Origin of the sequence: Polaribacter sp. P097, from assembly GCF_036864555.1 — a bacterium.
Lineage (GTDB): Bacteria > Bacteroidota > Bacteroidia > Flavobacteriales > Flavobacteriaceae > Polaribacter.
In genome coordinates, this window is record NZ_JAZETJ010000003.1 from 81346 (window position 1) to 105938 (window position 24593).

25 protein-coding genes are annotated in these 24593 nt (G+C 30.7%); all 25 read right to left on the reverse strand.

The window, feature by feature from the left end; genetic code table 11:
• Positions 1-174: 174 nt before the first annotated feature.
• The 25 genes from V7R38_RS12060 to folE all read right to left on the reverse strand — a co-directional run bounded on the left by V7R38_RS12060 (position 175) and on the right by folE (position 24582).
• A complete protein-coding gene (locus V7R38_RS12060) occupies positions 175-1695 on the reverse strand; it encodes a GH3 family domain-containing protein (RefSeq protein ID WP_334058786.1) in 1521 nt (506 codons plus the stop codon).
• An 86-nt stretch (positions 1696-1781) separates the two neighbouring features.
• Positions 1782-3845, reverse strand: coding sequence for a methylmalonyl-CoA mutase (scpA, locus tag V7R38_RS12065; RefSeq protein WP_334058788.1), 2064 nt, complete (start codon positions 3843-3845; stop codon positions 1782-1784).
• Positions 3838-5184: a methylmalonyl-CoA mutase subunit beta gene (locus V7R38_RS12070; protein WP_334058790.1), complete on the reverse strand. Its 1347-nt coding sequence runs from the start codon at positions 5182-5184 to the stop codon at positions 3838-3840. The genes scpA and V7R38_RS12070 overlap by 8 nt, the downstream gene beginning before the upstream one ends.
• A complete protein-coding gene (locus tag V7R38_RS12075) occupies positions 5184-5504 on the reverse strand; it encodes an FtsB family cell division protein (RefSeq protein WP_015480859.1) in 321 nt (106 codons plus the stop codon). The genes V7R38_RS12070 and V7R38_RS12075 overlap by 1 nt, the downstream gene beginning before the upstream one ends.
• Positions 5505-6110 carry a uridine kinase gene (gene udk, locus V7R38_RS12080; RefSeq protein WP_015480858.1) on the reverse strand — a complete coding sequence of 202 codons (606 nt, stop codon included), beginning with the start codon at positions 6108-6110 and terminating at the stop codon, positions 5505-5507.
• A gap of 48 nt (positions 6111-6158) precedes the next feature.
• Positions 6159-7469 carry an ABC1 kinase family protein gene (locus tag V7R38_RS12085; protein ID WP_334058793.1) on the reverse strand — a complete coding sequence of 437 codons (1311 nt, stop codon included), beginning with the start codon at positions 7467-7469 and terminating at the stop codon, positions 6159-6161.
• A 3-nt stretch (positions 7470-7472) separates the two neighbouring features.
• Complete coding sequence (locus tag V7R38_RS12090) at positions 7473-8135, reverse strand: TetR family transcriptional regulator C-terminal domain-containing protein (RefSeq protein ID WP_041383890.1); 663 nt, start codon at positions 8133-8135, stop codon at positions 7473-7475.
• Between the two features lie 119 nt (positions 8136-8254).
• Positions 8255-8545: a hypothetical protein gene (locus V7R38_RS12095; protein ID WP_015480855.1), complete on the reverse strand. Its 291-nt coding sequence runs from the start codon at positions 8543-8545 to the stop codon at positions 8255-8257.
• An 18-nt stretch (positions 8546-8563) separates the two neighbouring features.
• Positions 8564-9409, reverse strand: coding sequence for a hypothetical protein (locus tag V7R38_RS12100; RefSeq protein ID WP_015480854.1), 846 nt, complete (start codon positions 9407-9409; stop codon positions 8564-8566).
• A gap of 180 nt (positions 9410-9589) precedes the next feature.
• Entirely contained in the window at positions 9590-10393 is an 804-nt protein-coding gene (locus tag V7R38_RS12105) for a bacterial transcriptional activator domain-containing protein (protein ID WP_334058798.1), read from the reverse strand.
• A 6-nt stretch (positions 10394-10399) separates the two neighbouring features.
• Entirely contained in the window at positions 10400-10912 is a 513-nt protein-coding gene (locus V7R38_RS12110) for a hypothetical protein (RefSeq protein WP_015480852.1), read from the reverse strand.
• A gap of 10 nt (positions 10913-10922) precedes the next feature.
• The gene (locus V7R38_RS12115) at positions 10923-11924 is read right to left on the reverse strand and encodes an NAD(P)H-dependent glycerol-3-phosphate dehydrogenase (RefSeq protein ID WP_334058800.1); all 1002 of its coding nucleotides are present in this window, start codon (positions 11922-11924) and stop codon (positions 10923-10925) included.
• A gap of 17 nt (positions 11925-11941) precedes the next feature.
• Positions 11942-15181 carry an HAD-IB family hydrolase gene (locus tag V7R38_RS12120; RefSeq protein ID WP_334058802.1) on the reverse strand — a complete coding sequence of 1080 codons (3240 nt, stop codon included), beginning with the start codon at positions 15179-15181 and terminating at the stop codon, positions 11942-11944.
• Between the two features lie 2 nt (positions 15182-15183).
• Positions 15184-16344: an alpha/beta hydrolase gene (locus V7R38_RS12125; RefSeq protein WP_334058804.1), complete on the reverse strand. Its 1161-nt coding sequence runs from the start codon at positions 16342-16344 to the stop codon at positions 15184-15186.
• Between the two features lie 3 nt (positions 16345-16347).
• A complete protein-coding gene (locus tag V7R38_RS12130; RefSeq protein WP_334058806.1) occupies positions 16348-17289 on the reverse strand; it encodes an alpha/beta hydrolase in 942 nt (313 codons plus the stop codon).
• Entirely contained in the window at positions 17289-19127 is a 1839-nt protein-coding gene (locus tag V7R38_RS12135) for a wax ester/triacylglycerol synthase family O-acyltransferase (RefSeq protein ID WP_334058808.1), read from the reverse strand. Before V7R38_RS12135 ends, V7R38_RS12130 begins: the two co-directional genes overlap by 1 nt.
• A 170-nt stretch (positions 19128-19297) precedes the next feature.
• On the reverse strand, positions 19298-20602 hold the full coding sequence (locus V7R38_RS12140; protein WP_334058810.1) for a cryptochrome/photolyase family protein: 1305 nt from the start codon (positions 20600-20602) through the stop codon (positions 19298-19300).
• 2 nt (positions 20603-20604) lie between these two features.
• The gene (locus V7R38_RS12145; protein WP_015480845.1) at positions 20605-21069 is read right to left on the reverse strand and encodes an SRPBCC family protein; all 465 of its coding nucleotides are present in this window, start codon (positions 21067-21069) and stop codon (positions 20605-20607) included.
• A gap of 8 nt (positions 21070-21077) precedes the next feature.
• A complete protein-coding gene (locus V7R38_RS12150; protein WP_334058812.1) occupies positions 21078-21860 on the reverse strand; it encodes a DUF3050 domain-containing protein in 783 nt (260 codons plus the stop codon).
• A 158-nt stretch (positions 21861-22018) separates the two neighbouring features.
• Positions 22019-22186, reverse strand: a complete 168-nt coding sequence (locus V7R38_RS12155) for a Lacal_2735 family protein (protein WP_334058814.1) — start codon at positions 22184-22186, stop codon at positions 22019-22021.
• Between the two features lie 2 nt (positions 22187-22188).
• Entirely contained in the window at positions 22189-22662 is a 474-nt protein-coding gene (locus V7R38_RS12160) for a glutathione peroxidase (RefSeq protein ID WP_015480842.1), read from the reverse strand.
• Between the two features lie 13 nt (positions 22663-22675).
• Positions 22676-23359 (reverse strand): SDR family NAD(P)-dependent oxidoreductase, encoded by a 684-nt coding sequence (locus V7R38_RS12165; protein ID WP_334058817.1) that lies wholly within the window; start codon positions 23357-23359, stop codon positions 22676-22678.
• A gap of 4 nt (positions 23360-23363) precedes the next feature.
• On the reverse strand, positions 23364-23579 hold the full coding sequence (locus tag V7R38_RS12170; protein ID WP_015480840.1) for a hypothetical protein: 216 nt from the start codon (positions 23577-23579) through the stop codon (positions 23364-23366).
• Between the two features lie 74 nt (positions 23580-23653).
• The gene (locus V7R38_RS12175; RefSeq protein ID WP_015480839.1) at positions 23654-23881 is read right to left on the reverse strand and encodes a hypothetical protein; all 228 of its coding nucleotides are present in this window, start codon (positions 23879-23881) and stop codon (positions 23654-23656) included.
• Positions 23882-23883: 2 nt separating this feature from the next.
• On the reverse strand, positions 23884-24582 hold the full coding sequence (gene folE / locus V7R38_RS12180; protein ID WP_334058821.1) for a GTP cyclohydrolase I FolE: 699 nt from the start codon (positions 24580-24582) through the stop codon (positions 23884-23886).
• Positions 24583-24593 lie beyond the last annotated feature (11 nt).

Here is a 24593-nt window from a genome sequence, read left to right on the forward strand (position 1 = left end):
CAGCTTTTTAATGATACAATTCTTTAATTGAATAACAAAAACGCATAAAAAAAGCGACCTATTTAAGGTCGCTTTTCTTATGATTTAATTAATGATTAGGCTAGGGCTTCTTCATTAATTCTTCTTTTTGCTAATTTGCCTAATTGCTCATCAACATTATATTTTGGTTCTAAATTAGTTGTTCACAAATTCTTCCCATTCTTTAAACTTGTCTTCTTTCATTACACGTGCCATTTTTACTTGTCCACCTTTTTTCTTGTTTAAATCGCTCCAAGCATAGAACTTGTCTACAGGTATTACAGTTACTTTAACGCCTTTTAGAGCTTTGCTTCTGGCAACTCTATAGTTTTTATTCGCGTCTTTTAAAAATTCATCTAATGAATTTGCAATTTCTTCATAATCAGCGTTTATGTCTGCACCTATATACCAAGAATGATAAAATTCGCCATCTTCAAAACGTTTTGCACAAATGGTATATTCTGTGATTTTTGTGTTGAATTTCTCTTCTAGATTTTTCATGGCATCATCCATCTTATTTACAGATAGTTGAGAACCTACTGTGTTTAAGAAGAATTTTGTTCTACCTGTAATTTTAATCTCAGCTTTTTCAATATTAGTAAATGCAATTGTGTCGCCAATTAAATAACGCCAAGCACCACTAACTGTGCTGATAATTAAAATATAATCTTGGTCTAATTCAACATCCTTTAGTGTTAATGAAGGCGCACTTTTCTTTATTGAACCATCAGCTTTAATATAATCAGGATTCATGGGTACAAACTCAAAATAAATACCATTTTCGGTATTCAACTGCATAGCATCAGTTTCTGGTCTAGTTTGTGTTGCTATATATCCTTCAGAGGCTAGGTAAGTATCTATGACAGTTACGGGTTTACCTAATAGCGCTTTAAAACTTTTTTCATAAGGACTAAATGCAACTCCACCTGATGTGTACACTTGCAAATTTGGCCAAATTTCATGAATGTTATTTAGGTTGTGATATTTAATAACTTCTTGTAACATTAATTCAATCCAAGCAGGTATTCCACTTAAAGCTCCAATATCCCAACTTTTTGCATTTTGGGCGATATGTAAAACACGATCATCCCAATCATCAATTTTTGCAATTTCCTCTCCTGGTTTATAATACCCCTTAAACCAAAATGGAATATTACTTGCGCTAATTCCGCTAATCTCTCCTTCTAAATGATCGTCTTTTTCTTTTAAATCAGTAGAACTACCCAACATCATTATTTCTTTTTCGAAAAAGTCTGATGGTAAATCAAAATGATTTAAAGAAAGTACTTGTTTAATTCCAGAGCTTTTTATGGCATCAATCATTGCATCTGTAACCGGAATTCTTTTACTGCTTTTTCCTGTAGTTCCAGAACTTAAGGCAAAGTAAGAAGGTGTTCCTGGCCAAGTAACATCTACTTCACCTTCGTGTAATTTATGCCACCATTTTTCGTTAATTTTATTATAATCGAAATAAGGAACTACATCTGCAAAAGATTCGCAAATGTCATCACTTAAAAGAATAGTTTCAAAATTGTATTTTTTACCAAATTGAGTGTCTTTCGCAGTTTCAAGTAAAGTTCTCAACATTTTCTCTTGAGCTTCTACATGATCAACTTCAGATGATAAACTGTCTGTTAAATTAATTACTCCTTTAATGATGTTTCCTAAAATAGCCATAATGAATGATTTTTAACAAATTTGGTAATTATTTACAACCTGAATTAACGTAAAAAGAAATAAAGTTAATTCATTTCAGTTTTTACTTACTCTGCAATACTATCCATTAGTATTGTAATTAAATCAATGGCAGCTTGTGCAATTTTAGTACCAGGACCAAATACGCCTACTGCACCTGCATCAAATAAATATTGATAATCTTGTGCAGGTATTACTCCACCAACAATTACCATAATATCTTCTCTACCATATTTTTTTAACTCTGCAATAACTTGCGGAACTAACGTTTTATGACCTGCAGCTAAAGATGATATTCCTAGTATATGTACATCATTTTCAACAGCTTGTTTTGTAGCTTCTTGAGGTGTTTGAAATAATGGTCCAATATCTACATCAAAACCTAAATCTGCATAACCAGTAGCCACTACTTTTGCGCCTCTATCATGTCCATCTTGCCCTAATTTAGCAATCATTATTCTTGGACGCCTACCTTCTAATTCTGCAAATTTATTCGCTAAATCTGCAGCTTCTTTAAAAAGTTTATCGTCTTTTATTTCTTTACTATACACACCAGATATGGTTTTAGTTACAGCTTTGTGTCTGCCAAAAACTTCTTCTAAGGCATCAGAAATTTCCCCTAAAGTAGCTCTGTTTTTTGCTGCTTTTACAGCTAAATCTAATAAATTACCTTCATTAGTTTTCGCTGCCTGAGTTAATTCTTTTAAACATTGTTCAACCTTTTTAGCATCTCTATTTGCTTTTAAAGTTGTTAATCTTTCTACTTGAGATTTACGCACAGCTTCATTGTCTACCTCTAAGATATGCAAAGGATCTTCTTGCTTTAGTTGATATTTATTTACCCCAACTATTACATCTTGTCCACTATCAATTTTTGCTTGTTTTTGAGCAGCAGCTTCCTCAATTCTTAATTTAGGAATTCCTTTTTCAATAGCTTTGGTCATGCCTCCTAATTCTTCTACCTCTTGAATTAGGTTCCATGCTTTGTTTGCAATTTCTTCTGTTAGTTTTTCAACGTGATAACTACCAGCCCAAGGATCTACAGTTTGGGTAATCTGAGTTTCTTGTTGTAAATATATTTGCGTGTTTCTAGCAATTCTAGCTGAAAAATCAGTTGGTAACGCAATTGCTTCATCCAGTGCATTTGTATGTAGACTTTGTGTGCCACCAAATGCTGCAGCCATTGCTTCTATTGTGGTTCTGGCTACATTGTTAAACGGATCTTGTTCTGTTAAAGACCAGCCACTTGTTTGACAGTGAGTTCTTAGTGCTAAAGATTTTGTGTTTTTTGGATTAAACTGTTTTACAATTTTAGCCCAAAGCATTCTTGCAGCTCTTAGTTTTGCAATTTCTGTAAAATGATCCATACCAATGGCCCAAAAGAAAGATAATCTTGGTGCAAAAGTATCTATATCCATACCTGCTTCAATTCCTTTCTTAATGTACTCTAAACCATCAGCTAAAGTGTATGCCAATTCAATTTCTGCAGTAGCACCTGCTTCTTGCATGTGATAGCCAGAAATAGAAATCGAGTTGAATTTAGGCATATTATTACTGGTATATTTAAAAATATCAGCAATAATTTTCATAGAAGGAGAAGGAGGGTAGATGTATGTGTTTCTAACCATAAACTCCTTTAGAATATCATTCTGTATGGTACCTGATAATAATTCTGGAGTTACACCTTGTTCTTCTGCAGCTACAATATAGAAAGCCAAAATTGGTAAAACTGCTCCATTCATTGTCATAGAAACAGACATTTTATCTAATGGAATTTTATCAAACAAAACCTTCATGTCTTCTACAGAATCAATAGCAACACCAGCTTTACCTACATCTCCTTGCACACGTTCATGATCTGAATCGTAACCTCTATGTGTAGCTAAATCAAAAGCGACTGATAACCCTTTTTGACCTGCTTCTAAATTTCTTCGATAGAAAGCATTGCTTTCTTCTGCAGTAGAAAAACCTGCATATTGTCTAATAGTCCATGGCCTACGAACGTACATTGTAGAATATGGGCCTCTTAAGTTAGGAGCAATTCCAGCTACAAAATCCTCATGTTTGTAATTTTCAGATTTTGTTTTGTTGCTCTCTGGTATTTTTATATTTGAAACATCTTTTCTACTCATTGTTTAAGCGTTCTTTTTCAACTGTTTCAGAAAGGCGTTTTCGAACAATTGGAGTGATTAATGTTTTTATATTTCGTTGCTTTACAAAAGGATACAATTCTAAATCTTGCTTCATCTTATCATCTGCATTGATTTGTAAATTTGTACCTAATAAAACAGTTTTATTATTACTAAAGTTTTCTTCTTCTTTAGCAGCGCTTTCATTTATTTTTCTTTGGATGGTGCCTTCTTTTAACTGTTTTAAAAATCCACCTGCTTTTTCTATAATCTTAAAAATATCAAGAGCTTTTTCTGCTAGTTGATTCGTAATTGAATCTATATAATAAGCACCATTTGCAAAACTTTGTGCTTCTTTAAAGTAGCTTTCTTGCTGTAAAATTAACAGTTGATTTCTAGAAATACGCTCTCCAAACTCATTAGATTTATGATATATTTCATCATAAGAAACGTTAGAAATGGTATTTGAACCACCTAAAATTGCACTCATGCATTCAGAGGTTGTTCTTAGCATATTTACATTATAATCGTATAATGTTTTATTGCGTAAGCTAGGTTGTGTAAAAATATGTGCTGTTTGATTGGGTGCATCATGCTCGTTAAGAAGGGCGCTCCATAAAATTCGAAAAGCCCTTAATTTGGCGATTTCGAAAAAATAATTACTACCTACTGCAAAACTGAAATTAATTTTACTCGCTGCATCTTTACCTAAATGATTCAAATACTCATTAGCATGTGCTAATGCATATGCTAGTTGCTGGGTGCAATTTGCACCTGCATTTTGATATAAATCAGCAGAAACAGTAATGCAATTCTTTGCATTTATAGCAATTGCCTCTAATTTTTTATGATCGTCATTTAAGTTTGTAAACCAATTGCCAGTTTCAGCTAAATTACCAATAATATCTGTTTGAATATAAGTGTTGTTGTCATCACAAAATTCAGAAAGTTGGTTTATAAAGTCAGCATCTAAAAAGTTTAACTTAAAGTATAATATAGTTTTACCTGGAAAACCTTTAAGTAGAGATTTTGGATTGAATGGTTTTGTTGCTTTAAATTGAATAGTATTTGCACCTCTTTTCAACGCATCTAAAGCTAAAGAGTTGGCTATTTTTTCGTCATCAATAAAAATAGTTTGACAAATATTAAACCCATTTTTAGGTAAACCTATGTTTGTGTTGCTTCTATCTTCTTTGGTGTAGAAAGGTTTTATAGTTATCCCTTCATCAGTTTGAGATAGTAATGTTTGATTGTAATCTGCACCTTTTAAATCTACCTGAATTTTTTGTTTCCAAGTAGCTGCTGATACAGGTTCAAATTCATCAAATAGAAATTTACTCATTATTCTTTTATGGTATCAAATTCAATAATATAAATGTCTTCATTTTCTTTTTTCATCAAATATTTTTCTCTTGCAAAACGTTCTAACTCTAAAGAATCTTGAAGCTTTTTAATAGTTTCTTTGTCTTTTGCAATTTTATCTTGATAAAAAGAAATGGTACTTTCTAGATCTTCGATTTCGTTATTAAATTTACGATGAATTAAATAAGAATTTTCATCAAAAAATAACATCCAAATGATAAACGGAATTAAAATTATTACAAAAATATTTGTAAAGAATTTAAAGATGGCGTTATTTTTTAATTTTTGAAAAAAGCTCATTTACAAACGTTCGTTAATTACACTTCTAACAATATCTATGGCTACAGTATTGTATCTATCATTAGGTATTATGATATCAGCAAAGTTTTTAGTTGGCTCTATAAATTGCTGATGCATAGGTTTTAACGTATTTTGATAACGATTTAGTACTTCATCAATATCTCTACCTCTATCTGTAATATCTCTACGAACTCTTCTTATTAAACGTTCGTCAGTTTCTGCATGTACAAAGATTTTAATATCGAATAAATCTCTTAATTCTTCGCTATTAAAAATTAAAATACCTTCTACAATTACCACTTTTCTAGGGTGGGTTTTAAAAATATCTTTGGTTCTATTGTGCGTTACAAAAGAGTATACAGGCTGATTTACTGTTTTGCCTTTTTTTAAATCTTTTAAATGCTTAATAAGAAGCTCAAAATCTATTGCTCTTGGATGATCGAAATTGATTTTTGTACGTTCTTCATAAGACAAATTATCTGTTGCCTTGTAATATGAATCTTGTGAAATTACACAAACTTCATCTGTAGGAAGTTCTTTTACAATTTGATTTACAACCGTAGTTTTTCCACTTCCAGTTCCACCTGCAATTCCAATAATTAGCATAAATTTATTTGATTTGTTCTTCTTTATTCTACGAAAGTAGTAAAGATTTTACAAATTCATAAAATTATTAATCTTAATATCTTGTGCCTTTAAATCGAACATTAAATTGTACAATCCAAAAAAGGTTCTATTCATATAAATAAAGTGTTTAGAACCTCTACTTGCGTTATAAGATCTTAGTTCTACATTCTTTGAATAGCGATCTCCAAATTCAGAAATTTTACTAAAAAATGCGGCATCTGAAAAGTCAAAAACTTCTTCGTGAAACGGTTGAGTAAAGATTGATAGCATTTCATGAAACATCTCATTGAAGAAATCGAATTCCTCTTTACTATCTTCTTTTCTAAGAATATCTAACTCGAACATTTTTTCTTCGAACAATTTTCTATCTGATAAGGTTTCTTTTCTTGCTAAAACAAAATATGGATTGTAAAAATCTAAAGGAATAGTTTTCATACAACCAAAATCTAAAGCAATCAATTCACCTTTTTTAGAGACTAAGAAATTTCCTGGATGTGGATCTGCGTGTACCTTTTTTAGAATATGGATTTGAAACATGTAAAAATCCCACAAAGCTTGACCTATTGCATTCGCCTTTTCTTGGTTGGTGTTTACTGCAGTGAATTCTGATAAATGCACACCTTGCATCCAATCCATAGTTATAATCTGTTTAGAGGATAAATCTGGATAGTAAGTAGGAAAAGCCAAGTTTGGTATATGGCTACAACTATCTACAATTTCTTGACTTTGTTGCACTTCTAAAACATAATCTGTTTCCTCTAAAAGTTTGTCTTGTACTTCAAAAAAGTATTCATCAGAGGTTTTACCTTTCATGTTAAACATTCTAATTACAAAAGGTTTTAACATGGCTAAATCAGATTTTATGCTATCTGAAACTCCTGGATATTGGATTTTAACCGCTAAGTTTTTACCATCTTTCTCTGCTTTATGCACTTGCCCAATACTTGCAGCATTGTATGCTTTTACATCGAACTTGTCATAGATTTCTGATGGAAATTTACCAAAGCTTTTTTTGAACGTCTTTAAAACTAAAGCTTCTGATAGTGGTGGTACAGAAAACTGAGCTAAAGAAAACTTCTCTACATAGGCTCTAGGTAAAATGCTTTTTTCCATACTAAGCATTTGTGCCACTTTTAAAGGGCTTCCTTTTAAATCTTTTAAACTGTCGTAAATGTCTTCTGCGTTGTTTTTATTCAACTGCTCTCTTGCATCTTCTTCAGTTTTGGTAATTTTATCACCATAATATTTTAAATAATTCACACCTACTTTAGCACCTGTTTTTACAAGTTTAGAAGCACGTTGAATTTTTGTAATCGGAATTTTACTCGCTTTTTTCATACCTTAATCCGTATTTCTTTGAAACTTTTCTTTGTATACAAACTTTCCTAAATCAAATACATTTTTTAGGAACTTGTTTTCTATTAATTCGAAACTGGTATTGATTGATTTTTCTATAAAAATATCTGTCTTTTCAAAAGAGTCAGAGGTGTCTTCTAACCAAAATTTAATGGTGATTAATAATTGAATCCATGCAGAATGACTTATAACGTTATTCTGAATTTTTTCTAAACCATCTATAGGTAAGATGCTGTCTGTAAGTTCTAAACTATCTATAAAATGAATAAAGCTCTTCTTTAAGCCAGAAAGCGTTTTGTAAGATTGTAGTTTGTTTCTACAACCTTTTAAAACAACTTCTAAATAAGCTCTATTTAAAGTTAAATTTTCAAAGAAAGTAAAGTATAAACTAATCAGTTTATTTTTAGCATCAAAAGACAAAAACTCCTCACTTTCATTTAGCACCTCTAAAGAATTTTTAAATAATTCTTTAAAAATAGTTTTCTCTACTTTATTTAGAGATTTAAAATGTTCGTAGAAATTGGCTTCGTCTAAATTGGTTTGCTCACAAAAATCTTCAACACTGTCTGGTTTTGCTTGATGCTCAGAAACCAAATCCATATAAAGCGTTAAGATGTCTAATTTTGAACTTTGCTTTTTGTTTTTCATTTTGGCTAAAACTTTAAACAAAAATACGAAACGTTTGCTCGATAAACGCATAACAAACGTTATAAAAACAAAAAACCAAGTTAAATTTTAACTTGGTTTTATTTAGGAGTATTCTGCTGTTAAGCAAATGCTTTTCTTAACTTCTTTTTTCCTTTTAGAAGTTGCTTTTTATAAGCTTCTAAAGTATCGAACATTAAGTTTTGTTTGTTACCTAAAAGTTCAATTCTTCTTTTTAATGCTTTATCTGTAATCTTTTGTAATTGACTTGCAAGATCTATAGTTTCAGTAACTACTTTTTCTGTTGTGTTTAAAGCATAATTGTTTGCTTTTTCACCTGCAGTTTTTACGTTATTAAAAGTCTTTTCTACTTTTTTAGTGATCTTCTTTGTATCTATTTTCTTTGTTTTCATCTCTTAAAATTTTATCAATTATTTTCTTTCCCAATTTTTAACAGCTTCCATATCTCCTTTAAGAGCTAATTTGGCTTGTGCTTTCCAGCCAGATAAATCGTAAATTTTTGCATTGATTCCTGCATCAGTTAACAATTTTGTCATGTTTTTAATTGTCATTTTCGCAATCTGATCGTAAGCAGTAACATCTAAATCGTTTAAAGATTTTTCTAATACTGGCCCAATTCCTTTAATCACTTTTAAATCGTCTTTAACATCTGTTTTCTTTACAACGATTTTTTCTTCTACTGCAACTTCTTTTTTAACTACTTTTTTCTTAGCAGGAGTTTTCTTTGTTTTTACAGGCTTAATATCTTCTAACTTTTCGTTTACGTTGTTTAAAGCATCTTCTGTATAATCTTCGATTTTACCTTTTACATCATCTATAGTTTCAGAAATGTTTTTCTTTAACTGTTCAGACATTTTTTCTGCTTTCTTAACGTACTTGTTGTTAGCTACTTCTTTTTCTATTTTTTCTTTTACTTCTTCAGCTTTCTCAACTAATGGGTTTTCTTTTACCATTTTCTTTGCATCTTCTAACATTTTAGGATCGTAACCCACTAATGTTTTTAAACGCTCAGTACTATTTTCTAACTGACCTTTAATAGATTCTGCAGTTTCAACAACCATATTGATTTGTTGTTTTGTTAAAGGCTCTGCTTTCTTAACTAATTTAGCCGTTAATTTTTGCCATTTTTCTCCCGTTTTTACAGTAGTTTCAATAGCGTTAAATGAAGCATCAATTAAATCGCTATTAATTCTTTTAACGATTGCTTTTGCTTTACCTAATTTGTCTTCTTGTTTTTTAGACTTTTTTGTTGCCATAATATATTTTTTTTAATGTATTTTAAAATTTATGTAACAAACTTACAATATGAGAGTTACAGATGAGTTGCAATAAAGTATTTACCAATAATTTTAGTGAAACTCTAAATTAAATAATTTTAAGCAAAAATAAATATTTGGAGTTACAAATGAGTTACAGTAAAGTTAAGTATTTGATAGCTAGTTGATTTCTTCTATCTTTTTGAGTAGTTTCTTCGTTTCTGGAAGTGGAGATATGCCATATTCTTCTTCTAGAATAGCTTCACATTTCATATAGGTCTTTATGGCTTGTGGTCTGTTGCCTTTGTTGATGTATGCTTGCATCTGAATTCTGTAGGCATCTTCCCAAGTTGCATCTATGTTCAAGGCATTTTGTGCCAAACGAATACTTTCTAAAGGATTCTCTTCTAATAAAATATCAGCAAGAGTTATGTACGCTCCCAATACTAAAAGTTGCGACTTTTCTCGTTCTTCTGAAGACCAATCTTCATAAATTCTGTTAGGTAAAAAGCTTCCTTTATACAATGCAATTGCTTTTTGATAGGCCTCTTTTGCAATGCTATTATCAATCCCAAAATTTTGATTACCTATAACAATATATTTCTCTAAAATTTCTACATCTATCCAAACTTTCTCTAAATCTATTTGATAACTTACTCCTTGTCTTACAATAAATTGAGGCTCGGTTCTAGAAGGCCTTTCTGGCTCTAGTGCTTTATTAATGCCATGAAGTGCAACTTTAAAATCTCTATCATTCCAGTCTTCCCAAAGATTATCCATAATTTTTTCTTTATGAAGTGCATTTCTTTGTCTATAAGAAACTAAATATTGCAATAATTGTATGGTTTTATCTCTTCCCCAGCTTTTACTTTCAACTTTGATGTTGTTTCTCCAAACAACAAAGTTGCCTAGAGTTTCAATACGAATAATGGCATTCGTTTGAAAGTTTTCTAAATCATTAAGTTCTTGCTGAAAATTTGACATTTAACGTTAGCTCTTATTCATAGAGTCCAATTTAGTACTCAATTTTTTTATTTCTGATGTTAAGGTGTCTATCTGATTTTGAATTTTGTTAAAGTCAGATCTAGATGCATTTCTCCATTCATTAATTTGAACTTTTTCTGAAATTTCCTCACCAATGTTTGAAATTTGATCTTGAATCTGATCTTGAAAATTTTCGAATTGTTTTTTAGGATCTTTTATGGTGTCTCTAATAACTTTTGGGCCAACATCTTTTATGGTTTTCCACATAGAAAGACTTTTGTTTATTAGATTTTCTCTTTTTTCTGATTTTTCATCTTTAGTGGCTTCGTGAGTTAATTCAGCTAAAGTGTTTTGCATAAAATCTAGAGCGTCTTTAAAATCTGAAAAGCGTTGTTCAGATCCATCTTGGACATGAGTTATTTTACCTCTCCATTGAATTTTAGATTCTCCATTCTCTTCAAAGATTTGCTGTTGAAAACGCACCATGAAAGAGGCATTTTGTTCTTGTTTGTTTTTCATGTCTAAAATTTTATCCTGGTTCTTTTTCAGAACCTACTTCATATCTTAATAATCCTTTAAAGGCTTCATTTACAGTGCTTCCTTCGTAAAGTACTTTATAGATTTGTTCAGAAATAGGCATGTCTACGTTGTATGTTTTTGCAAGTTCCATCACTACTTTAGCAGTTTTTACGCCTTCAGCTACTTCATTCATTTCATTTACAATTTGGTCAAGATTTTTACCTTTCCCCAATTCATAACCTACATGATGATTTCTACTTTGTGTAGAAGAACAAGTGGCAACCAAATCACCCATACCTGCCAAACCATAAAAGGTTTGTTTTTTTCCACCCATTGCAATTCCTAGTCTTGTAAGTTCAGCTAAACCTCTTGTAATTATTGCGGCTCTTGTATTTTCTCCTGCATCTGCACCATCACCCATACCTGAAGCGATTGCAATAATATTTTTTAAAGCACCTCCTAATTCACAGCCAATAACATCGGTATTTGTGTAAACTCTAAATAAACCTGAGCTAAAAACGTCTTGTAATTTTGAAGCTATTGTTTTATCAACCATAGCAATTACAGCAGCTGCAGCATTACCAAAATGAATTTCTTTTGCCAAATTAGGGCCAGTTAAAACTCCTGCAGGATGACCAGGCATTATTTCTTCAATAATTTCTGTCATTCTTTTTTTTGTACTAATCTCTAATCCTTTTGCGAGATTAATGATAGGCACCCAAGGTCTAATATGTGGTTTTGCTTCTTCTAGAACTTCTCTAAAGCTTTGTGCTGGTACACCCATTACAATAACATCTGCTTCTTCTACAGTTTCTTTAATAGAGGTAGATGCAATTAAGCTATGTGTTAGTTTTGCATGAGGTAGATATTTTTCATTGGTATGATCATTATTTATTTCATCTACAGTATCTTGATTTCTAGCCCAAAGTATTGTTTTGCTATTTTTTGCTGTTAAAGATGCTACAGTAGTTCCCCAAGAACCACCACCTAATAAGCCAACTTGTAGTTTCATATTATTGGTTTGGATGATTAATTTTCTAATTCTTTTACAAATAAACCTCTTACTTCCTCAATGTAAGTTTCTATATGCTTTGGTTTCCATTCTGCAGTATCTACAGGATCTAAAACCACTACTTCTATATGTGTTGGACTAAAGATATTGCTTCCTTTAGGCATAGCCATATATGCATTTTTAATAACAATAGGTACAATTGGTACACCTGCTTTCATAGCTAAATGAAAAGCACCTTTTTTAAAAGTACCAAGTTTTTTACTTCCACTTCTTGTGCCTTCTGGAGCAATAGCCACAGAGGTTCCGTTTTTAAGTACGTTTGCAGCATTCTTCATTGAGGCTAGTGCTTTTTTCTTATTAGACCTGTCAATAAAGATGGCACCCATTGCTTTAAATATTGGACCAAAAGGAGTAAACTCTAATTCCTTTTTAGCAATACCTGTAACATCCTTTTGTAGTAATTTTAAAATTACGAAGAAATCTGCTGAAGATTGATGGTTAAAGCAGAATACAGCTGGTCTATGGTCTTCTAAATTATGTTTGTTTTTAACATTAATATCTAAACCTGCTAATTTTGTGCCTAAATCTCCAATACTAGTAATAGTTGCATTAATTCCCTCTCTTTGAGACATCGCTAAAGTACCCTTTACTATACCTTTAAGTGCAGAAGGATATAAACTTGCAGCAGCTAAGCCAGTTCTTAAACCATTAACAACAGGCTTTTTAGTATTTTTCTTAAATCTCAAAATCTTCCAGTTATTTTCGAAAGCCAATTGAGATAATTTATTATCAGGATTTGTAGCTACAGGTTTTCCTACAATTTCTAATAAAGGATAATCATCTATACTATCTGTATAAAAGAAACTTTTTGATAAATCTATATTGTTTTCCTTGGCAAATTTTCTACCTGCTCTGGCTTTGCCTTCTGCCCAACACATTTCCGAAATTAGGCCAGTAAATTTGCCTTTTTTAACCTCCATTTCTGTACAATAAATATCACTAATACCTAATCCGTTTGCGATTGGTGTAACTTGATAACGAGTTGCAGCAGAAACAATAACAACTTTATGACCTTTTTCAAGGTGAGAGGCTATTAGTGTTTTTGATTCAGGATAAATGGTAGAGATCAAATGATCTTTATAAATTTCTTCTCCTAATTCTTTAAACTGTTTTTCTGAGATTCCTTTAACACCTAATGCCGATATTTTAGTAAGAATTTCAAAATCTCTATTACCTATAGCATAAGCAACTAAAGTGGCAAATTGTGATAATAATTCTTTGGGAGTAGATTTTCCACTTAAAAACCTAGACTTTACAAATTGCTTAGCAGAAAAATCATTAATTAAGGTTCTGTCTAAATCAAAAAAGGCTGCTATATGTGGCCCTTCTTCATCTTCTAAGACTTCTTCTGCAATACTTATAATTTCTGCTCCAGGTACTTTTCTGGTATCGTCTTTTTGCTTTTTTATCTTCTTTAAAGATTCAGATTCTAAGTTCTGTAAGAATTGTAAACGGGCTGTTAATTCCTCTAATTCAGACATCCAGACCTCTAATTTCTTAAACTCTAGCTTTCTATCAACAGGAGTTAAGTTCTTGTTTTTTGCCAAACGTAAAGCACTTATTAAAAATGGTTTTGATGCACTTTCAAGCCTGCTTATTCTATTTTTCCAATGCAATTCCTTTCCTTTAAATAAGCAAAGCTCAATAAAATCTTCATCAGAAAAATCATCTTCTAAATCCCAAGATTGTAATGTTTTACAAACTATTTTGTTAGCCTCTAAATAGATAAGTAATAAACCTTTAGATACAAAAAGTTCTTGTTTTGCCAGTAACTTGGTAAGATCTGCATCTTTGTCACTAATCGTTTTACGCCAGTTTTTATCAAATAACTCTAATTCACTTTCAATTTCTGAACTAAATTGAGGCTTATTGGTGTAAAAGAATTCGAATTTAAAAATATCTCGAAGACGCATAATTTCTTCCCAAAAAGATAATATTCGATTCGATTTTTCATCTTTGATTTTAACCAAAGCAATTTCTATAAATGCTCTATGATACAAATGGGCAGAGGCCATATTTGCATAGTAGGTTGCAGGTAAAAACTCTCTTGTTTCTAAAGTGTATTTAGTTTTATAACCGGCTTTATTTTTTTGAATGATTCCTGAACTCTTTAGAAGGTTCAATGCTTTTTGAACGGATGCACTTATGCTTTTTCCACGTTCAATAAGAACATCATTCTTTCGTTGTTCTATATAGTTCATTAACTTAAGAACACTAAATTCTATCTCTTTTTTGGTTAAAGCAAAGTTGTTTAGTAAAACGTTACATACTAAAGAAACTGTTGTAACAGGCGTAATCATGTTTGCTTTATGAATTAACTCAAAAGCAAAACGTGGTAAGGTGTTTTTATCTGAATAGCTGTCTTCCTCTATATCTGGAATAATGGCATTTTGATGCTCATTTGCTTCTACAGGTTCTCCAAAACGAATAGCAGCTTTACCATATTCATTGCCTAATTTTCTAAAATATTTTACAAAACCCTTAATGTCTTCAGCTTGTTTTTCTAAACCTCTACCTTCCTCTGTCATCTGTTTTACATCCGGAATTAAATCATACACAATGGATACAGGCACATATTTGATTTTTCTGGTGCTTTCTTTTGCACCTTCCATAATGTATTTTAAAATACCCATTTGTGGATACACAATTTTTCCTGTTCTAGATCTTGTACCTTCTATGTTCCAAGTAAGATGATCTCCATTTTCAATGAGACAAGAAATGTAGTGTCTTAAAGAAGCCTTGTAAATTAAATCGTCTTTAAAGCTTCTTCTAATAAAAATTAATCCAGATTTTTTACCTAATTGTTTTAAACCAGGAAAAGCCAAGTTGATACCCCCAAAAGTGAAAGGTATAGGCATACCATATTGTGCTAAGGTTGTAACCAAAACAACAGTATCTAAATAGGTTTTATGTGTTAAAATAAATGCGACAGAGTTTTGACGCATTAATTTCATTAGTTTTTTTATTTCTTGAGGATCTACATCAATTTTATTATTGTAGGCTTTAGACATCATAAATTGGAAGCCTTTTACCGATAATAAATTTGCTATAGGATGTTGTTGAGAATACAATTCTTGAATATATTCTTCACCTTTTTGTTGTACTTCACTAATATCAATTTTTTCTGATTTAGCAATTTCTAACAAACTTGCTTGATACTTAGGGTGATTGGTAATATTCTTTAAATTGTTTTCCATAATCAATTAAAAAAAAGATTGGTGAATTTCGAGAATCCTTTCTCTTCCCAAAAATGAGGAAAGAATAAGGTTTCAAATTTTTCTATGATAGATTTTTTAGACGATTTTTCTATGTTCGCGTTCAATGCATTTGCAACTGTGAGTAACACAGTTGCATTAGCACCCATGCCACAATGACTGCCAAAAACTTCAACATTTTTAATGTCATCTCTATACGTTTCTGCTTCAGTACAATTTTTCCATGGAATTAAACCATCTGTTTTTGTGTAAATACAGGTTATGGGTACTAAAGGAATTTCTTCTAATTCTTTAATGAATTTATCATTTCGTTCTTTTAGTTTAGTACCTCTAATAAATTCTAAACTTCTAATTATTGGTGTTTTCATATTTTTAACACCCCAAACAGGAGAACCAATTGTAATTAATTGCTCTACTTTTTCTGGATATCGATTTGCAATAATTTTAGCAAATATTCCACCTCCACTCCAACCAACAAGACTTACTTTTTCTTGATGCTTATCGTAAATTTCATCTAGTTTTTCTATGAGTTTTGGGAGCGATTTGGAGTTAATCATATTTACACCAAGATCCCACTTGTAGGTTTTAAAACCCAAAGATTTTAAATATTTTCGAACAAAAGTTGTAGAATTATCGTTCCCTAAATAAGGAGGCATTAATAGTACTGGCTTGTTTTTTTTGCTTTTATGTTTTGGAATAAAAGGATAAAGCCAAAGCATAGACGTCCATTCTGCTACTGCTCTTGTTTCTAATAGAACATTATAAAGTGGAGGAGGAGGTATGTTTGCATTAATTCTTTCTATTTCTGTTTTAAAGGTAGTAATGATATTTGAAATGGTATCTTTTTCAATTTCTTCGAATTCTTCTATTTGATAAATATTTTCTAACAAAGAAACGAGTGTTACATAGTCTCTGTCAGGACCAAAATCTTCACAAATTGAAATACAATTATTGCTTAATATGTTTAAGTTTTCTTTTTCTAGCTTTACTTTTTTTACAATTTTAGAAATATCTTCTTGGTAAGGGTGTCTATCAAAACTTTTAATAATAAGTTTTTTTGCCTTAGTAAGGCTCGCACCTTGAGCAACAGCAATAGCCACTGCTAATTTTGCAAATGATTTATATACAATTCTATTGTTTTCCATAATTTAATTTTTGGCTTCAATTTTACTGTTAAGCCACTTTAGTAAATCTTTTTGAACCACTTTTCGATTTACCTCATTCAACATTTCATGTCTGCCATCTTTGTAGATTTTAAGGGTTACGTCTTTGCTGCCATATTTTTTATAGTTTTTGGCAACTTTTCTAACACCTTTACCCATTTCTCCTACAGGATCTTTATCTCCAGAGAAAATATAAATAGGCAATTCTTTTGGGGTATTTTCAAAAGTAGCACTTTCGTTAATTTCTTTGCTACCTTTTAAAATATCTAAAAATACGCTTAAAGAAAAGTCTTCTACTCTTAGTGGATCTGCTTCAAATTTATCAACTTGATTTTTATCACTGCTAATCCAATCTACTTTGGTTCTATTTGGTTTAAATTCTTTATTAAATTGATTAAAAAATATATTTTTTAAAATTTCATTACTTCTGTGTTTGCCATTTAGTTTGGTAAAGATTTTGGCACTAATTAAACCAAAAGTGCCAATTCCTTTCATAAAACTTGCAGTTCCAGAAAGTATTAATGCTTCTAAATCATCACCATATTTGGTTGCATAGGCTCTAGATAATAAAGACCCCATACTATGACCTAACAAAATAATTTTTTTATTAGGATGCTCGGCTTTTATAATTTCAGTAAGCTTTCTCATGTCAAAAATGGCATCAGAAAAATAATCATCACCATCGTAAAAACCCAAATGAGCATTGGTTTTTACAGATTTTCCATGTACTCTATGATCATTGGCATACACTTCATAACCCTGCTTTTTCAGAACCTTGGCTATAGATTTATATCTTGCTGCATGTTCGCCAACTCCATGTGAGATTTGGACAACTCCTTTAATATTTTGTGCATCTTTGGGTTTCCATCTATAATAAAATATTTCTTCATTACCCAAAGAAGTAAACGTACTTGTAATAACTGCCATTAATTTTTATCAAAGAAATTAATGAATAATTTAAATAACTTGTCTGTGTTCTTTTTAGTACCCTTTAGCTTTAGCCTATCTTGAATCATAACTTCATCTAATAGTAAGTTTTTCTTATAGAGGTGATAAAGTATTTCATCATCAATGCTAATTTTTACTAAAGGTTTGGCTGTACTCTTTTTTCGAAACGATAGTTTTTTCTCAGAAATTTCTAACTGATAATTAATTTTTTCAATTGAATTACTTAATTTAAAATCATACAAACCTGCATGCTGTTTGATTAATTTTGGATTGCTTTTTAAATACTTTTTAAAAGCCGTAAAAAACACCCTGCTTTTTAGGTTTACTGATGGAATTTTGTCATCAGTGCCTAATTTTTGTTTGGCTAATATTAGTTCTTCTAATTCATTTGCAGACTCTCTAATATATCTTGCAAAAACATCTGCATCAGGCATTGTTTTAGCGTCTGAAGTTGTAGTTAAAGATACCAAACCATTATAACTGAAAGCCGCAATTATTAACCCAAAACCATCTAAAACTGGGGTTAAACCAAAAATTGATAATATTTTATGGCCTCTTAAATACAATGGAATTTGTGGGCCAGGCACATTGGTAATAGTTACATTAAATGGTGGCCTATGAAATTCTTTAATATTGTACTTGCTATACAAGCCAGCTGCTAAATTAGCTAAGCCAAAAGGTACAGCATCTGCCATTTTAGAAAGTGCTTTAGCACCAACAGCTTTATGTCTTGATTTACCTAAACTAGTTTGTTCTTGAATATATTCTAACCTTTCTATAGGGTTATCTATATGAGTTGCAATTCTAACCAACATGTTAGAAATTTGATTGTCCATCTCTTGCTTTTCTCCTTTTACACGTATGGAAATAGGAACATTAGCTACAAGGGGTTGAACAGGTAGTTTTTCTTTTTCTTGTAAATATTTTCGAATGGCACCAGCACAAATACTTAAAATAATGTCGTTAATGCTTACGTTCATTATTTTTCTTAGTGTATTTATTCTATCAAAAGATAATATAGCTGTTCCCCAAGTTCTTTTTGGTGATACAGATTTATTAAAGATTGTATTTGGTGTGAATAAAGAACTTTTTAAAGGCTTTTTTAAACCAACCTGAGTTTTAATATTTCCTTTAATAAAAGAAAATGCAGTTTCTCCCAGAAGTTTCGGAATTTTTAATGGATTTTTTAAAAAGCCGACCGAACTTTTAAGCAATAGATTTAATTCATCTGGTAATGGATTAGGTTCAAAAGGTTTTGGTTTAGGTATTTTTTTGTTTTTATCATCTAAATTTTTATCAAATAAAATACCCATAATTCCTACTCCAGAACTACCATCAATCATGACATGATGTACTTTAGATACAATGGCTACAGAACCTTTTGGCACTTGAGATACATTGTCTAAACCTTCTATAAAACTCATAGACCATAAAGGCCTTCTTAAATCTAATGAGCTGCTGAATATAGATGAGGTTAACTCTCTAAGTGTGCTCCAATCTGCAGGTTCTGGAAGTTTTAAACGATTTACATGCAAATCAATATCAAAATTAGGATCGTCTACCCAATAAGGATAATCTAAATTCATAGGTACATTAAGTAACCTTTTTCTAAATTTTGGTATTAAATGCAATTTAGAAGCAACAATATCTTTAAAGTCTTGATATTCTAATGAACCTTCAACAATGGTTAAAGTTGCAATGTGCATTGGGCTGGTTGGAGAATCTGCATATAAGAAAGCAGCATCTGAACCAGATATTTGTTGTACAGAATCGTCTAAAGTATTATCTAAAAAATCTTGAATTGCTTTTGTAGGCATATTTTATACTACTATTACAGATTTAAAAAATACGAATAATTTGTAAAAAGTATCAAAATTTTCGCAACTCTGCAATATAATTAATTTTGACTACAATAAGTAATTACAAACTCAAGAAATTGTTGATAATATGCTGATGTATTTTTGTGTAAATTAAGTGCTTAAAAAGATTAACTTACTGCTGCCTTATAAACGGTTAAACATCGTTCTCTAGCCGATTTATGATCTACAATTTCTTTAGAGTAACTAGATTTTTCATAATCTTTTACCCATTTTTTAATATATTTTAAATCCTTGTCAAACTTCTTAATTTGTGTGGTTGGATTGAATATTCTAAAATAAGGTGATGCATCTACTCCTGAACCAGCTACCCATTGCCAATTACCAACATTACTGGCCATTTCATAATCGTGCAGTTTTTCTGCAAAATAGGCTTCACCCCATCTCCAATCAATCAATAAATGTTTGCATAAAAAACTACCTACTAACATTCTAATTCTGTTGTGCATAAAACCAGTTTCATTTAATTGACGCATTCCAGCATCTACTAAAGGATAACCAGTTTCTCCTTTACACCAGGCTTTAAATTCCTTTTCATTATTTCTCCATTCAATTCTATCGTACTTGCTTTTAAAGGCTTCGTCTTTTGTATGTGGAAAATGCCAAAGAATTTGCATGAAAAACTCTCTCCAAATTAATTCTTGCCAAAAAACTTCATTGGACTCTGCTATGGCTTTTTTAACCATTTTTCTTACACTCACTGTTCCAAATCTTAAGTGTGGTCCTAAACGTGAAGTTGCGTCTTGAGCAGGATAATTACGTGTATCTTCATACTCCTTAATTAAAGTAGGAGTAACTGTGTAAGGTGTTATTTCTTGGTTAGATTTTGTAAACCCAATATCTGATAGGCTTAAATTTGGTAACCTTGAATTTTGGATAAGATTATCTAAAACATCATAAGTATAATAAATTTTTAACTCTTCTTTTTTAAACTGTTCTTTCCAAAGCTTCATGTAAGGTGTGTAGACTTTGTAGGGGGCTCCATCTTTTTTTACAACTTCATCTTTTTCAAAAATTACTTGATCTTTAAACGTTTTAAATTCAATGTCATTCTCACTTAACAATTGTTGAATAGACTCATCTCTTTTTGTAGCATATGGTTCATAATCACGATTGGTAAAAACAGCATCAATAGTATAATTTTTAATTAATTCTGAAAAAACTGATTCAGGATTGCCATGAAACATAGCAATGCTGCTTCCATACTTATCTTGTAATTCGCTTCTCATTTCTTGAAGCGTATCATAAATAAAAGTTACTCTAGCATCATCCTTTGGTAATTTTGATAAAATTTCTTTATCAAAAATAAAAATAGGTAAAACTTTATTTTCAGATTTTAAAGCATTGTAAAAACCAATATTGTCATCTAAACGTAAATCTCTTCTAAACCAAAAAACAGTAACTGTATCTTTCATGCTTATTTATATTCTCCAAAAAGTTCTAATAACTTTTTTTGTCTGTAATTAAAAATCTCTTCTAATTTTGGCTTAACCAAAATGGGATGCACAAGTTGACCTAAAAAACCTAATGGAACTTTATAATCTATAATATCTTCCATTTCTACACCACCTTCTATTTCTTTAATGAAATGTTTGTGATGCCATAAAGAATATGGGCCATACATTTGTTCGTCTACAAAATACTTCTTGTCTTCTATATGCGTAATTTCTGAAACCCATTTGGTTTTAATTCCTAATAAGGGTGTTACAATATATTGAATTATTTGGCCTGTATAAAGAGGTCTGTCTATTTTTGATACAATATCAAAAGACATGTAATCTGGAGTGATTATCTTTAAGTTTTTAGGGTTTGAAAGAAAATTCCAAGCTTCATCTAAAGTAATTGGTAATTTCTGTGATTTGTGAAGAGTGTATATTTTCATAGCAGTTTCTAATGTTCAACGTATTTTTTTTCCAGAATTAGTTCATTAATAGTATTCCATAATTCAATTCTTTGAGTTAAAGATTCTTTAGCAATAAATAGAGTTTCATTCCATTTTATATCATCATCTCCACAAAGTTGTTCAATCATTCGTAAAGATAATGGTCCATGCTCATCACCATCTAATTCTATATGACGTTCTAAATAATATTTTAGTTTTTCTGTTTTTTGCTGATGATTTTCCGAATTATTAATGATGCTCAAAAACATGTCTGGTATAATGTCTTCTCTACCAAAAGTAAATGCAGCAGCAATTACATGAGGTTGATGCGTATTAATTACAGAAAATGTAAAGTTGATAAAGTCTGTAATTTTTTGAGGTAAATCTGTTTTTTCTATGGCTAATTTTACTGAGCTACCATGATTAATAAATGATAGAAAGTTATCAATTTTAGTGGTGTTTGCACCTAATTGCATCATAGCATCTAAGTACATTTCAAAATGACTTTTTGCTTCACCTAATTCATTTACATCACTTTCTTCAGCAAATACAATTTCATTTATAAATCTTGCTAATTGTGGCGTTTTAGATGGTGTCCAAGGTACTTGAGTAGTGGTAAGATGATTTTGAAGACTTTTTAAAAGAGACATAAAATCCCAAACAGCATAAACATGATGTTCCATAAAAATTTTAACATCTTCAATTTCATGAAGATTATTATATAATTTATGGTGTTTAAGTTGATTTCTTAAATCTGATAATTCATTTTCTAAATACTGTATTTTCGTCATTAGTTAGGTTAAAAGTTAAAACCTTAGGTGTACTTAATGCAATAAAATTCAGTAGAAATTTATTTTGAATTCGTTATTTAAAATACAAGCCTAGAGGCAATCGAAATTAGCGCTAATTTTTTGTTTGGTTGCAAATTGGTTTATTAGTTTACAATAAATTATGCTTTTAAAGCTTCTATCTGTTTTAAAACAGCATCGGCTTCCAAGTATTTCTGATCACTATCACTTCTATTAATAGATTGCAGTTTAAAACCTTCTTCCATTAATTTCTTATATTTTTCTTGTAGCTTTTGCTCTTCTGATTTCTTTTTGAATAGTCCAAACATAATTATGAAATGTGTTTTGTTATTTTAGAACTTAATGGTTTTGTAATAGAAAAATAATAATCAATCAATTTGCCTTCTGGTGATACTAAATATTTTTGAAAATTCCATTTTACTGAAGAACTCTTTTTACCATTAAAATCTTTAGACGTTAACCAAGTATATAAAGGATGCTGATTTACACCTTTCACGTCTATCTTTTCAGTAATTAAGAAAGTTACGCCATAATTCACCTCGCAAAATTCTTCAATTTCATTTGCATTACCAGGTTCTTGACTTCCAAATTGATTGCAAGGAACGCCTATTACAATAAGTTCGTCTTTGTATTGTTGATGTAACTTTTCTAAATCTTTATATTGTGGCGTAAAGCCACACTTTGAAGCTACATTCACAAAAAGAATGTGTTTGTTTTTAAAATCACCAAGATTGATAGGTTTACCTTGTAAACTATCAATTTTAATATCGTAGATATTAGTCATAAAATGTAAAGTTTTATATTTTGAAGCTTACAATACCACAATCTAATTCAAAAATTTGGCCTGATATAGAGGCTGCTTTTTCTGAGATTAAAAAGTTTGCAAGATCTGCAACTTCATTGGGTTGTAGGTATTTTTTTAAAGGATGACGTTCTGTGATATTTTCTATCATTCTGTCATTTCTTAACAACTTAGAGGCTAAGTCTGTGTCTGTAACAGTTGGTGCAATTGCGTTTACACGAATGTTAGGTGCAAATTCTGCTCCTAAAGATTTTGTAATTCCTTCTACAGCAGATTTTGCTGCTGCAACACTGGCATGAAAAGGCATACCTAATTTTGCAGCAACTGTACTGAATAATAATATAGATGGTTTGTTACCTTTTTTAAGAGAAGGTAAATAATGTTGTATTGCTTTTACTGCACCAATAACGTTAATTTCGAAGTCACTTCTAAAATCGTCTAATTTTAATCTAGAAATAGGTTTTAGATTTATACTTCCTGGGCAGTAGATTAAAGTGTCTACACTTTCAATATTTGGCAAATCATCTTGCAAAATATCTAAGGAGTGATGTATTAAGTTATTGTGGTTTATTTCTGGTTTTGTTCTGCTGATATTATAAACCTTGTTGTTTTCTAGCAAAGAGGTTAAAATTGCGTTTCCTATACCCTTACTACCTCCAATAACTATAATGTTTTTCATCTTTTTATCGTCTTCCTTTCAAGCGCTTTTCAATTTTTTGTTTAACTGCTGTAAGGCGCTTCATTTGATCCATGATTTCAGGATCTTTTTCTAGTTTATATACTTCGTTTAATTCTAGTATAAGTGCTTTAACCTCTCTTGAAGCTAAAATTCTGTCGCTAGTTGTTTTAAACGAAAATTTTCTGTTTTCGAACTCAGTAGCTCTTTCTAATAATTCCATTATGTAATTTTGGTAATTTTCTAATTTGGCAATATAAATATATTTGTTAGAAAATCAAGCAAAATCTAGGTTTATTATGCCGCTGTTAAAGGTTTACCTTTTAAACGCTTTTCAATTTTTTGTTTTATAACAGTTAAGCGTTTCATTATATCCATAATATTGCTGTCTTTAGTTTGTTTGTAAACTTCGTTCAGCTCCAATATTAAAGACTTTGCTTCTCTAGATGCCAAAATACGATCGCTAGTAGTTGGGAATCTTTTTTTTCTGTTTTCGAACTCGATTGCTTTTTGAATTAAATCCATAACTAATAATTTAAAGTGTTTTGTAATTCTGCTATTTTTTCTTGATTATTGAATTTACCTCCAAAGTATGAGGTAACTGTAGCTGATGTATCGTCTTTAATTCCTCTAGAAGATACACATAAATGCTTAGCATCTATAATAACAGCAACATCTTCTGTACCTAAAACGCCTTTTAGCTCTTCTGCAATTTGGTTTGTTAACCTTTCTTGCACTTGAGGTCTTTTTGCATAATACTGTACAATTCTGTTTAATTTAGATAAACCAATAACTTTACCAGAAGAAATGTAAGCTACATGTGCTTTACCAATAATTGGTACAAAGTGATGCTCACAGTTAGAGTAAAAAGTTATATTCTTTTCAACCAACATTTGGTTGTATTGGTATTTATTATCAAATAAGGCAACTTTTGGCTTGTTTGCAGGGTTTAAGCCAGAAAAAATTTCATCAATATACATTTTTGCAACTCTTTTTGGAGTGCCTTGTAAAGAATCATCTGTAAGGTCTAGGCCCATTACATCCATAATTTCTTCAAAAAGGATGGCAATTTTTTCTTTCTTTTCTTGATCAGAAAGTTTAAAAGCATCTTTTTTCATTGGGGTTTCTAAACCTGTAAATAGATGATCATCACCTACTTCTTCGAATGAAAAACCATTTAATTTTTGGTCTGTTTGCTTTTCTTTTAGTATTACATCTGTAATCATAATAGTATCTT

Bases quoted from the DNA above. Each gene is read 5' to 3' on its own strand.
- V7R38_RS12070 (WP_334058790.1), bottom strand. From the start codon at position 5,184: ATGAGTAAATTTCTATTTGATGAATTTGAACCTGTATCAGCAGCTACT.
- V7R38_RS12165 (WP_334058817.1), bottom strand. From the start codon at position 23,359: ATGAAAAACATTATAGTTATTGGAGGTAGTAAGGGTATAGGAAACGCA.
- V7R38_RS12140 (WP_334058810.1), bottom strand. From the start codon at position 20,602: ATGAAAGATACAGTTACTGTTTTTTGGTTTAGAAGAGATTTACGTTTA.
- V7R38_RS12115 (WP_334058800.1), bottom strand. From the start codon at position 11,924: ATGAAACTACAAGTTGGCTTATTAGGTGGTGGTTCTTGGGGAACTACT.
- V7R38_RS12120 (WP_334058802.1), bottom strand. From the start codon at position 15,181: ATGGAAAACAATTTAAAGAATATTACCAATCACCCTAAGTATCAAGCA.
- V7R38_RS12145 (WP_015480845.1), bottom strand. From the start codon at position 21,069: ATGAAAATATACACTCTTCACAAATCACAGAAATTACCAATTACTTTA.
- V7R38_RS12090 (WP_041383890.1), bottom strand. From the start codon at position 8,135: ATGAAAAACAAAAAGCAAAGTTCAAAATTAGACATCTTAACGCTTTAT.
- folE (WP_334058821.1), bottom strand. From the start codon at position 24,582: ATGATTACAGATGTAATACTAAAAGAAAAGCAAACAGACCAAAAATTA.
- udk (WP_015480858.1), bottom strand. From the start codon at position 6,110: ATGCTAATTATTGGAATTGCAGGTGGAACTGGAAGTGGAAAAACTACG.
- V7R38_RS12170 (WP_015480840.1), bottom strand. From the start codon at position 23,579: ATGGAATTATTAGAAAGAGCTACTGAGTTCGAAAACAGAAAATTTTCG.
- V7R38_RS12130 (WP_334058806.1), bottom strand. From the start codon at position 17,289: ATGGCAGTTATTACAAGTACGTTTACTTCTTTGGGTAATGAAGAAATA.
- V7R38_RS12085 (WP_334058793.1), bottom strand. From the start codon at position 7,469: ATGAAAAAAGCGAGTAAAATTCCGATTACAAAAATTCAACGTGCTTCT.
- V7R38_RS12075 (WP_015480859.1), bottom strand. From the start codon at position 5,504: ATGAGCTTTTTTCAAAAATTAAAAAATAACGCCATCTTTAAATTCTTT.
- V7R38_RS12155 (WP_334058814.1), bottom strand. From the start codon at position 22,186: ATGTTTGGACTATTCAAAAAGAAATCAGAAGAGCAAAAGCTACAAGAA.
- V7R38_RS12175 (WP_015480839.1), bottom strand. From the start codon at position 23,881: ATGGATTTAATTCAAAAAGCAATCGAGTTCGAAAACAGAAAAAAAAGA.
- V7R38_RS12160 (WP_015480842.1), bottom strand. From the start codon at position 22,662: ATGACTAATATCTACGATATTAAAATTGATAGTTTACAAGGTAAACCT.
- V7R38_RS12125 (WP_334058804.1), bottom strand. From the start codon at position 16,344: ATGGAAAACAATAGAATTGTATATAAATCATTTGCAAAATTAGCAGTG.
- V7R38_RS12060 (WP_334058786.1), bottom strand. From the start codon at position 1,695: ATGGCTATTTTAGGAAACATCATTAAAGGAGTAATTAATTTAACAGAC.
- V7R38_RS12105 (WP_334058798.1), bottom strand. From the start codon at position 10,393: ATGTCAAATTTTCAGCAAGAACTTAATGATTTAGAAAACTTTCAAACG.
- V7R38_RS12100 (WP_015480854.1), bottom strand. From the start codon at position 9,409: ATGGCAACAAAAAAGTCTAAAAAACAAGAAGACAAATTAGGTAAAGCA.
- V7R38_RS12135 (WP_334058808.1), bottom strand. From the start codon at position 19,127: ATGCCTACAAAAGCAATTCAAGATTTTTTAGATAATACTTTAGACGAT.
- V7R38_RS12095 (WP_015480855.1), bottom strand. From the start codon at position 8,545: ATGAAAACAAAGAAAATAGATACAAAGAAGATCACTAAAAAAGTAGAA.
- V7R38_RS12150 (WP_334058812.1), bottom strand. From the start codon at position 21,860: ATGACGAAAATACAGTATTTAGAAAATGAATTATCAGATTTAAGAAAT.
- scpA (WP_334058788.1), bottom strand. From the start codon at position 3,845: ATGAGTAGAAAAGATGTTTCAAATATAAAAATACCAGAGAGCAACAAA.
- V7R38_RS12110 (WP_015480852.1), bottom strand. From the start codon at position 10,912: ATGAAAAACAAACAAGAACAAAATGCCTCTTTCATGGTGCGTTTTCAA.